Genomic DNA, 9,851 nt, shown 5'->3' with positions numbered 1-9,851 from the left:
CCAATTCCGCACCCGCGACAACCGCTGGAACTACTACACCGGCCTCACCGACCCCCACAGCACCCACGGCTTCGAACTCATCGACTCCTCCGGCCCCAGCAAGCTCTACAAAATCACCGGCTGCGACACCGCCTCGCGCCCAGCCGGCTGAGTCCGCCGGCCGGCCGGGTCAGGCGCGGCCGAACACGTGCCGGGTGAGCGCGCCGACCCCGGCCCGCTGCCGGAGTACCTTGGGCAGCATGGTGAGCGCGAAGATCCGCGAGGACAGGTGCCGGCGTGCCACCCGTGCCGCCCGCGGCCAGCCGTGCTCGCGCAGCCGGGCAGCGGTGTCGGCGAAGAACGTGCCGGCCTCGGTGAAGCGGGACCCGTCGAACGCGGTCGCCGACGACTCGCTCGCGGCGTGGCGGCGGTACTCGAAGCACAGGGTCTCGTCGACGACCAACCGCTCGCCCCGCTGGACCAGCTCCATCAGCAGCGCGAGGTCCTGGATCACCCGCAGGTCCGGGCGGAACCGCACCGACGTGATGGTCGCGGCCCGCCAGGCCAGCGACGGGAAGTACAGCCAGTCGCCGCGCAGCAGGCTGATCGCGAGCTGCTCACCGGCCATCGTCCGGCGACCGCTCACCCGGGGTGCGTAGACGTGCCGCTTGGCCTGGTCGACCAGGGTCCGCACCGGCCGGCCGTCGCGGTCGATGACCCGCACGCCCGGTTGGATGATGCCGGCGTCCGGGTGGTCGGCGTGGACGTCGAGGACGGTGCCGACGTAGTTGGGCAGCAGCCGGTCGTCGCAGCCCATCAGCACGGCGAGGTCGTGCTCGACCAGCTCGAGGCAGCGGTTGAAGTTGCCGGTCAGGCCGAGGTTCGCCGGGTTGGGCAGGTAGCGGACGCGCTCGTCGCCGATCGTGGCGAACCAGGCCGCGAGCTCACCCGGGTCATCCGCGTGGTCGTCGACCACGGTGAGCCGCCAGCGGTCGTCGTGCTGGGCGAGCACGCTCGCCACGGCTTCGCGCAGCAGCGCGGCGTCGCCGTAGAACGGGACGAGGATGTCGACGGTCGCGCTCAATCCGTCTTCTCGCGCTTCAGCTCGGCGAGGTCGAGTCTCAGGATCGCCACGTCCTCGGCGAGCCTGCGGGTCTCGTTCTCCAGCCGGGACGCCTCCCAGGACAGGTGAAGCACGACGCCGACGAGGAACAGGATGGCGACGAAGAACAGCAGGTTCGTCGGCACGGCCACGCCGAGCGCGGACGCGATGCGGGTGAGCAGCGCGGGGAAGGCGGTGAACACGACCAGCACGAGGCCGACCAGGAGCCACAGCACCGCGTACTTCTCCTTGAGCTGGCGGCGGCGCAGCAGCTCCACGATGCCGGCGAGGATGAGCACGCTGCCGATGAGCGCGATCACGTAGTTGTTGTCCGTCACCGCGTGCCTCCCTTGACGGGGCTCACCGCCTCGGTCGCGAACGCCGGGGAGACGTCCCAGCGCCGGATCAGCGCGAGCACCAGGGCCAGGCTTGCGCGGCAAAGGTAGATCATGGACTTGACGGGCCGGTGGCTCGGCTCGCCGCCACGCCGCGGCCGCATGCGCGCGGGAACCTGGCGCACCGCACATCCGGCCCGCACGGCGATGACGAGCGACTCGACCGTGTCGCCGAGGTACTCGTCGGGGTAGTGCTCGGCGAACAGCGGCAGCGCCTGGCCGCCGGTGGCCTTGAAGCCGGAGGTGGCGTCGGTGATGCGGGTCTTCGTCAGCCGGGACAGGACCTTGGAGAGCACGACCATCGCCCACTTGCGGGGCCCGCGTACGCGGTAGGCGTCGTCGCTGTCGCAGAACCGGGCGCCGATCACCACCTCCGCCCCGGCGAGCCCGGACAGCAGCACCGGCACCTGGGCCGGGTCGTGCTGGCCGTCGGCGTCGACCTGAACGGCGGCGTCGTAGCCGTGCCGCACCGCGTAGCGGAACCCGGCCCGCATCGCACCGCCGACGCCGAGCCGGAACGGAAGGGCGAGGACTCGGGCGCCGGCCCGCCGGGCCAGATGAACCGTTTCGTCCGTGGAGCCGTCACTCACTACGAGCACCGGGATGTCCGGGGTCGCCGCGCGGATCTCTCGCACGGTCTCGCCGACCGCCTGCTCCTCGTTCCAGGCCGGAACGACGATCAGCGGATTCGAGGCGGGTGAGGCGGACACCGCCTTAGGTTAGCTGGTCTCGTCACATTGTGGTCACCGTTTTATTACATTTGAATCACCGCTGACCCGGTCCACGGCCTCCGCCGGACCGGGAGTTCGCCGTGGTCCGAGAGCCCGCCGAAGCGCGCCCACCATGATCGTCACGACCAGCGCGGAGGCCGCCAACTGCGCCACCACGCCGGCCCGGATCGGGTCGCCGGGCAGTGCGAGCAGCACGCCGAGGACCACGGTGCCGGCGAGCCAGGCGACGGTGACGATCTTGTGCCGGCGGAGCGCGACCAGGCCCGGCTGCAGCACCTGGGCGACCATCAGGCCGACCGTGCTCACCCCGAGCAGGCCGACGACCGCGCCGGAGAGCCGGACGTCGGCCCCGAACAACACCTGCACGGCCCAGGGCCCGACGGTGAACGACGCGAGCACGCCGGGGACGCCGATCGCCGCGACCGCCAGCAGGATCAGCCGCAGCTTGGCGCGCACCTCGCCGAGCTCGCCGCGGGTCGCGGCGCGGGTCAGCGCCGGCAGCAGCATCGCCTGCACGGGGGCGAACAGGAACAGCGGGACGCGGGCGAGCACGAACGCCGACGCGAACGCGGCCGCGGTGGCGGCGTCGTCGGCGAGCCGCGGCGTCACGACGACCGGCGCCACGTTCATCACGACCAGCATCAGCAGGGTGCCGCCGACTAGGAAGGAGAGTCCCCGGGCCATCCGCCCGACCGAGACCGACAGCGCGTCCGGCCACCCGGCCCGCTCGTCCGCCCGCTCGTCCGCCCGCCCGGCCCGCTCGTCCGTCGGTACCGCCCGGTCGACCCGCTCGTCCGGCCGCACCGGGGCGACCCGCTCGTTCGCCCGGTCGACCCGCTCGCCAGTCCGCGCCGCCGGAGCAACCCGCTCGTCCGGCCGGCGCAGCCACGGCAGCCCGGCCAGCGCGCCGACCGCGGCGCCCGCGGCGAACGCGAGCCCGTAGGCCACCGCGTTCGGCATGCCGCTGACCGCGATCACGACGCAGGGCAGGATCCGCGCGATGCCCTCGGCGGCGAGGGTCGCCGCGTAGCCGGTGAACCGCTGGCGGCCGCCGAGCAGCCCGCGCACCACGTACACGGCGGCCGCGGTCGCGGCGGCGAGCAGCACGGCCGCGAACAGCCCCCACTCGCCGGCGAGCGCCTTGCCGGTCAGCACCGGGGAGATCGCGAGGAGGCCCACGAGCACCGCGGCGAGCAGTGCGGCGGCGAGCAGCCAGGCGTTGCGCGTGACGTGGCGGGGGTCGCGCCCGGCGGCCAGCTCGGCGCTGACCGCGCGACTCGTCTCCTGCTCCAGCGCGGAGAACAGGCCCGGCCCGACGATGTTGACCAGCAGGTAGAGGCTCGCGGCCGCCGCGGCGTCGGCGGGCGGCAGGGTGTGCCCGGTCAGCGCGACGAACGCGTAGCCCGCGGCGCCGAGGAGCGCGAGTCCCGCGCCCATGTGGAGCGCCGGGCCGGCCCGCTGTCGCACACTCGCCACCCGGTCACCGTAGGCGCACGGCCGGACCCGCGGTCGCCGCGCCGGGTGCCGGCCGCAAGTAGTGTCACGGCCCGTGCGACATGTTGCGGTGGTGGGTGGCGGGATCCTCGGGCTGGCCGTGGCGCGGGAGCTCACCGCGCGCGGCGACCACGTGACGGTCCTCGAGAAGGAGGACCACTGGGCAGGCCACCAGACCGGGCACAACTCGAACGTCGTGCACGCCGGCCTGTACTACCAGCCCGGCTCGTTCAAGGCGCGGATGTCGGTCACCGGCAGTCGGTCCATTGTGGACTTCGCACGCGCACACGGCGTGCCGGTCGACGTGTGCGGCAAGCTCGTGGTGGCCACGAGCGACGCGGAGCTGCCCGGCCTGCGTGCCCTCGCCGAGCGCGCCGAGGCGAACGGGGTGCCGGCGAAGCTGATCTCCCCGGCGGAGGCACACGCGTACGAGCCGGAGGTCGCGTGCGTCGGGGCGCTGCGCGTGGAGTCGACGGGAGTCATCGACTTCGGCGCGGTCTGCTCGGCCTTCGTATCGTCGCTGTCGGGGGCGGACCTGCGGCTGTCCACGCCCGCGCTCGGAATCCGGCCCGGCCGGCACGGCGGCGTCGAGATCGCGACGGGCACGGACATCGTCCGCGCGGATGCCCTCGTCAACTGCGCGGGACTGCACAGCGACCGGGTGGCACAGCTCGCCGGCGTGACGCCGCGGGCCCGGATCGTCCCGTTCCGCGGCGAGTACTTCACGCTCCGGCCGGAGTCCGCGCACCTGGTTCGCGGGCTGATCTACCCGGTGCCGGACCCGTCGCTGCCGTTCCTGGGCGTGCACCTGACGCGCATGCTGGACGGCAGCGTCCACGCGGGACCGAACGCCGTGCTGGCCCTGCGCCGCGAGGGCTACCGCTGGCGCGATGTGTCCTTTGTGGACCTGGCGGAGACGCTCCGCTTTCCTGGCCTGTGGCGCCTGGCCCGCCGCTACCCGCGCACGGCGGTCGACGAGGTGGTGCGCTCGATGTCCCGCCGCCGCTTCGCGACGAGCCTGGCCCGCCTGGTCCCCGCGATCGGCCGCGAGGACCTGGTCCGCGCGCAGGCGGGTGTGCGAGCGCAGGCCCTGCTGCCGGACGGCACGCTGGTGCACGATTTCCTGATCGAGACCGCGCCCAACCAGGTCCACGTGCTCAACGCCCCCTCCCCCGCCGCGACGTGCTGCCTGGAGATCGCCAAGTACGTCGCCGACCAGGTGGCCTGACCCCGCCGGTCGACAGGCTCCGGCCGTTCACGGGCCCGCCCGCCCTGAGCACCTTCCGCCCAACCGCCACCCACACTCGTGACCCCATGGATGGCGGCCCCACCCTCACCGGCAGTGTTCCGGCAAGGTCTTTGTGTTGTTCAGGGTGTGATGCCGAGTAGGTGTAGTGGTCGGTTGGTGTCGCGGGCTGTGTGGTGTTGTGCTCGGGTGATGTTGGTGTGGCCGGCCGGGTGTAGGGCGGAGCTGGTGAGGTTGCGCAGACTGGCCATGGTGCGGGGGGCTTGTCCGGTGCCAGGGCAGGGCGCCGTGCAGGCGGTGCTGGTTGGCTTTGACGGTGAACGTGTAGTGCGCGCCGTGCCGGTGCAGGTAATGGGCATGGTCGCGGGTGGTGTGCAGGGCGTCGGCGGTGATCACCACGTCGGTCAGGGGCAGCGGGTCCAGCAGCGGCGCCAGTGAGGCGATCTCGCTGGTGCCGAGGGGGGACGTGTCGTTGACCCAGCACGGTGCCATGGGTGTGATGCAGGGCGGCGAGCAGGTGGACCCCAGCGCCGCCCGTACCGGGCACGGAGGGTTGTGCCATCGACCGCGACCGCCGCACCGCTGGTATCCCGACCGTTGGTGTCCCGACGGCTGGTGTCCCGGGTCCACGCGCCGAGCACGGCGTCGAGGTGATCGCCGTCCACGCGTTTGCAGCACCCGACGCACCGTGACCTCGGTCGACGGCGGGTAACAGCCGAACCAACCATCACAACGCGCCCCCAACGCCCCCAACGCCCCCAGCGGCAGGCCGGCAGCCCATTCCCCGATCGCCGTCAACAACCGGACACCCGCCGCCACCGCAGCCACCGCGAGGACAGTCACCAACCGATGCCGCACCCCGCGACGCCGACACGGACCGGGCACCACGGCCAGAAAGCGACACAGACCAACCACAGCCTGCGGAACACACGAGACCAACCGGATGAACGCGACAGGAATCAACGATCATGGCACGACAGACACAACACTCTCCCGATCATGGGCCTCAACAACCACATGACCAACCAGGATCGCGCCTGCACCCATCAGAATGATCGACTTTGCCGAAACCCTGACCCTGTCCCGGGGGCACCCCCCACCACGCCAGTCTACCGGTGAGGTCCGACGAAAATGGCTGGTCAGCGTTGGCTGTGGACAGGTGGGCGAGGTGTGGACAACTCAGCCGGGGACGCCACCGAGCACGACCGCGGCCAGGAAGCCGGCAGTGGTGACGAGTGCGGTGACCGGGCCGCCCTCGTCGTGGGCCTCGGGCAGCATCGTCGAGGCGACCATCGTCAGCACGGCCCCCGCCGCGAACCCACGGATCGCCCCGACCACCTCGACCGGCGAGTTCGTGACCAGCAGGTAGCCGAGCCCGGCCGCGACCGCCGAGACCGCCGCGATCAGCACCCAGAGCCCGAGGATCGCGTGGCCGCTTCGGCCCGCCCGCCGCAGCCCCGCGGACGAGGACATCGACTCGGGAATGTTGGACAGGAACACCGCGAGCACGAACGTGGCGCTGACCCCGCCGGACACCGTCGCGCCGATCGCCGCGGACTCGGGGATTCCGTCCAGTACCGCACCCGCGACGATCACCATCGCGGCGGTGCCCGCGTGGTCGGCGCCGACGCGATGGCGCCGTGGCAGGCCGGTCCGGCTGATCGCCACGTCGCAGCCGAAGAACGCGAGCGCTCCCGCCGCCAGCGCCGCGCCGGTGACGAGCCCGCCGGACTCGGGCCACGCCTCGGCGACGAGGTCGAACGAGACCGCACTGATCAGCACGCCGGACCCGAACGCCATGACGAGCGCGATCGCCCGCGCCGACCACGTCGTGACCAACGCCAGCACGCCACCGAGGACGAGCGAGGACCCGCCGACGAGCCCCCACAACGCCGATTCGATCACCCGGCGACCGTAGCTCGACCACCGCGTTCCCACCGCCCGACGGCAACCGCACCCGTCCGCGACACAGCCCGAGACCACCTGGAAGGCGACCTGGACCTGGGCCGGCAACACGCCGCGGACGAGCAACCATCCCGGATGGACACTCAGGTGACCCGGCCTGCCGGTGCCCCACAGGTCACCGCCGTGGGCGCGTCCTTCAGTTCGGCCTCAGCACGTCGCTGCCGAGGAACGGGCGCAGCGCCTCCGGCACCCGCACCGAGCCGTCGGGCTGCTGGTGGTTCTCCAGGATCGCGACGATCCAGCGCGTGGTCGCGAGCGTGCCGTTGAGCGTCGCGGCCACCTTCGGGCGGCCGTTCTCGTCGCGGTAGCGGATCGACAGGCGGCGCGCCTGATACGTCGTGCAGTTGGACGTCGAGGTGAGCTCGCGGTAGCGCCCCTGCGTCGGTACCCACGCCTCGCAGTCGAACTTGCGGGCCGCGCTGCCGCCAAGGTCGCCGCCGGCCACGTCGATCACGCGGTACGGCACCTCGATCTTGGCGAGCATCTCCTCCTCCATCGCCAGCAGCCGGGCGTGCTCCGCCTCGGCGTCGGCCGGCTCGCAGAAGACGAACATCTCGACCTTGTCGAACTGGTGCACGCGGATGATGCCGCGGGTGTCCTTGCCGTAGGACCCGGCCTCGCGGCGGAAGCAGGAGGACCAGCCGGCGTAGCGGCGCGGGCCCGCGGACAGGTCGAGGATCTCGCCGGCGTGGTAACCGGCGAGCGGCACCTCGGATGTGCCGACGAGGTACAGGTCGTCCTCCTCGAGCCGGTACACCTCACTGGCGTGCGCGCCCAGGAAGCCCGTGCCGGACATGATCTCGGGCCGGACGAGGACCGGCGGGATCATCAGCGTGAAGCCGTGCGCCGTGGCCTGCGCGGCGGCCAGGTTCAGCAGGGCGAGCTGCAGCTGCGCGCCGACGCCGGTGAGGAAGTAGAACCGGGCGCCGGAGACCTTCGCGCCGCGTTCGGTGTCCAGCGCGCCGACCCTGGTGCCGAGGTCGAGGTGGTCGGCGGGCTCGAAGTCGAACTCGGTGGGCTTGCCGACCTCCTTGAGCAAGACGTAGTCGTCCTCACCGCCGGCCGGGACGTCCGGGTGCACGATGTTCGGCACGAGCGCGTGTGCCTCGGCGAGCTCGGCCTCGGCCTTGCCCTGTTCGGCCTCGGCGGCACGCACGTCGGCGGCCAGCTCCTTGCCGCGGGCGAGCAGGGCGTCGCGTTCCTCGCCGCGGGCACGGCCGACCTGCTTGCCGAGTTGCTTCTGCTCGCCGCGCAGGGCGTCCGCCCGCGCGACGGCGGCGCGGCGGCGTTCGTCGGCGGAGCGCAGCGCGTCGACCACCGCTTCGTCCTCGCCACGGGTGCGTTGGGATGTGCGCACCGCTTCCGGGTCTTCACGCAGCGTTTTCAGGTCGATCACAGCGTGAGCGTATCCGGCTTGCCAGTCCGTGCGGCAACGTGATTCGGCAACATCGAACCGGGCAGGCGCTGGCATCATGGAGCCCAACATGAACAGCAGGTCTGGACAAGTCGGGTGGATGGGCTCCCAGCGGAGCACCATGCGGACACGCTTGGTCATGGCCGGGGCCTTCGTCGGGGCGCTCGCCGTGCTGAGTATGAGCGTGCTGTTTTCCTGGCCGGTGTCGGTCAGCGGCTCCGCGGACACGGCGGCGGACGAGGCGGCCAGAGCGTTCGACTCGCCGAGCGGCACGTGCCTGGACTGGCCGCATGACGCGCCGCAGAACATGCGCCGTGTGCCGTGCGAGCAGCCGCACACGTTCGAGGTGGCGTCGAACGTGGAGATCGGCAAGGACTACGGGAAGGACTCGCCGCCGCCGGCCGAGCAGGACTGGCAGCAGATCGTCACCGACCGGTGCACGAAGGTCGGCGAGGAGTACCTGCGCAAGCCGCTGGACCCGTACGGGAAGTACACGGTCGGCGCGCTCAAGCCGACCGCCGAGCAGTGGCGCGACGGTGACCGCAAGCTGCGGTGCGGACTGCAGCGCGTGTCGCCATCCGGCCAACGCCTGCTCTCGACCACCGGCGCCGCGGCCGAGCAGGACCAGTCGAACGTGCACGAGCCCGGCACGTGCTTCGGGTTGGTCAATGGCGACGTCGGCGACCCGGTCGACTGCCAGGGCGTGCACGCGTACGAGGTAGTCGGCATCGTGGACCTGAGCAAGGAGTTCAATCCGAAGACCTACCCGGCCGAGAGGACGCAGCTGAACCGCTTGGTCGACTTGTGCCCGCCGGTGGCGACGAAGTACACGGGGGGGACGGATCTCAAGAAGATCCAGCTGTCGCTGTACCCGGACACGATCAAGAAGGAAAGCTGGCAGGCCGGCTCGTATCGGGTTAACTGCAAGGTCGGCGCACGCGAGCCCAACGGCGCGCTGCGACCGGTGCGGGGCAGTGTGAAGACGGAGCCGCCGGCGAGCAGCAAGCCGCCGCCGTCGCCGGCACCGAAGTCCGGCGGGTGACCGTTGCCAGTCGAGATGAGTAACCAGCGCTTCGAGGAGCTGGTGGGTGACGCCCTCGACCTGATCCCCGACGAGTTCGCGGTGGCGATGGACAACGTGGTGATCCTGGTCGAGAACCGCGATCCGGAGCAGCCGACGCTGCTGGGCCTGTACCACGGGATAGCACTCACCGAGCGAACGTCGCAGTACGGCGGCGTCCTCCCCGACCGGATCACGATCTACCGCGGCGCGATACTCGACATCTGCGACAACGAGGACGACGTGGTGGAGGAAGTCGCGATCACGGTCGTGCACGAGATCGCCCACCACTTCGGTGTCGACGACGCACGGCTGCACGAGCTTGGCTGGGGCTAGCTTGAGTTTTGACGTCCTGGGGCTGGTTGTTGACCTCTGTTGATCATGAGTGAAGCCCTTGGTTGATCATTCCTCACCCGTGACGCCATCGATCGCCGCCGCCGCGATCGACCGTGCATGCACATCGAG

At 71.5% G+C, this 9,851-nt stretch carries 10 protein-coding genes; 4 read left to right on the top strand and 6 right to left on the bottom strand.

What is annotated here, in order from left to right:
• Nucleotides 1–169: 169 nt before the first annotated feature.
• Genes ACRDTB_RS24035 through ACRDTB_RS24020 form a run of 4 tightly spaced genes read right to left on the bottom strand, consistent with a single transcriptional unit; the run spans nucleotide 170 to nucleotide 3,683 of the window.
• Nucleotides 170–1,063 (bottom strand): glycosyltransferase family 2 protein, encoded by an 894-nt coding sequence (locus ACRDTB_RS24035; RefSeq protein ID WP_431433749.1) that lies wholly within the window; start codon nucleotides 1,061–1,063, stop codon nucleotides 170–172.
• On the bottom strand, nucleotides 1,060–1,419 hold the full coding sequence (locus tag ACRDTB_RS24030) for a DUF2304 family protein (protein ID WP_431433747.1): 360 nt from the start codon (nucleotides 1,417–1,419) through the stop codon (nucleotides 1,060–1,062). The genes ACRDTB_RS24035 and ACRDTB_RS24030 overlap by 4 nt, the downstream gene beginning before the upstream one ends.
• Nucleotides 1,416–2,186, bottom strand: a complete 771-nt coding sequence (locus ACRDTB_RS24025; protein WP_431433745.1) for a glycosyltransferase family 2 protein — start codon at nucleotides 2,184–2,186, stop codon at nucleotides 1,416–1,418. The genes ACRDTB_RS24030 and ACRDTB_RS24025 overlap by 4 nt, the downstream gene beginning before the upstream one ends.
• Before the next feature lie 33 nt (nucleotides 2,187–2,219).
• Complete coding sequence (locus tag ACRDTB_RS24020) at nucleotides 2,220–3,683, bottom strand: lipopolysaccharide biosynthesis protein (RefSeq protein ID WP_431433743.1); 1,464 nt, start codon at nucleotides 3,681–3,683, stop codon at nucleotides 2,220–2,222.
• Nucleotides 3,684–3,756: 73 nt separating this feature from the next.
• Between ACRDTB_RS24020 and lhgO the strand changes: the two genes are divergently transcribed.
• Together lhgO and ACRDTB_RS24010 are read left to right on the top strand one after the other, a co-directional pair.
• On the top strand, nucleotides 3,757–4,929 hold the full coding sequence (lhgO, locus tag ACRDTB_RS24015) for an L-2-hydroxyglutarate oxidase (protein ID WP_431433741.1): 1,173 nt from the start codon (nucleotides 3,757–3,759) through the stop codon (nucleotides 4,927–4,929).
• Nucleotides 4,930–5,235: 306 nt separating this feature from the next.
• A complete protein-coding gene (locus ACRDTB_RS24010) occupies nucleotides 5,236–5,385 on the top strand; it encodes a hypothetical protein (RefSeq protein ID WP_431433739.1) in 150 nt (49 codons plus the stop codon).
• Between the two features lie 741 nt (nucleotides 5,386–6,126).
• On the opposite strand, the gene ACRDTB_RS24005 is transcribed toward ACRDTB_RS24010, so the two are convergent.
• Complete coding sequence (locus tag ACRDTB_RS24005) at nucleotides 6,127–6,852, bottom strand: ZIP family metal transporter (RefSeq protein WP_431433737.1); 726 nt, start codon at nucleotides 6,850–6,852, stop codon at nucleotides 6,127–6,129.
• Between the two features lie 196 nt (nucleotides 6,853–7,048).
• Nucleotides 7,049–8,308: a serine--tRNA ligase gene (serS, locus tag ACRDTB_RS24000; RefSeq protein WP_431433735.1), complete on the bottom strand. Its 1,260-nt coding sequence runs from the start codon at nucleotides 8,306–8,308 to the stop codon at nucleotides 7,049–7,051.
• Nucleotides 8,309–8,447: 139 nt separating this feature from the next.
• On the opposite strand from serS, the gene ACRDTB_RS23995 reads away from it, so the two are divergent.
• On the top strand, nucleotides 8,448–9,368 hold the full coding sequence (locus ACRDTB_RS23995) for a septum formation family protein (protein WP_431433733.1): 921 nt from the start codon (nucleotides 8,448–8,450) through the stop codon (nucleotides 9,366–9,368).
• 3 nt (nucleotides 9,369–9,371) lie between these two features.
• Nucleotides 9,372–9,722, top strand: coding sequence for a metallopeptidase family protein (locus ACRDTB_RS23990; RefSeq protein ID WP_431433731.1), 351 nt, complete (start codon nucleotides 9,372–9,374; stop codon nucleotides 9,720–9,722).
• Nucleotides 9,723–9,851 lie beyond the last annotated feature (129 nt).

The sequence above is a fragment of the Actinophytocola sp. genome (genome assembly GCF_050699935.1).
Lineage (GTDB): Bacteria > Actinomycetota > Actinomycetes > Mycobacteriales > Pseudonocardiaceae > Actinophytocola.
Note: the sequence above shows the minus strand (reverse complement) of the source record. Positions and strands in the feature narration are given on the sequence as shown.

Excerpts from the sequence above, each read along its gene's own strand:
- ACRDTB_RS23995 (WP_431433733.1), top strand. The coding sequence starts at position 8,448 with ATGCGGACACGCTTGGTCATGGCCGGGGCCTTCGTCGGGGCGCTCGCC.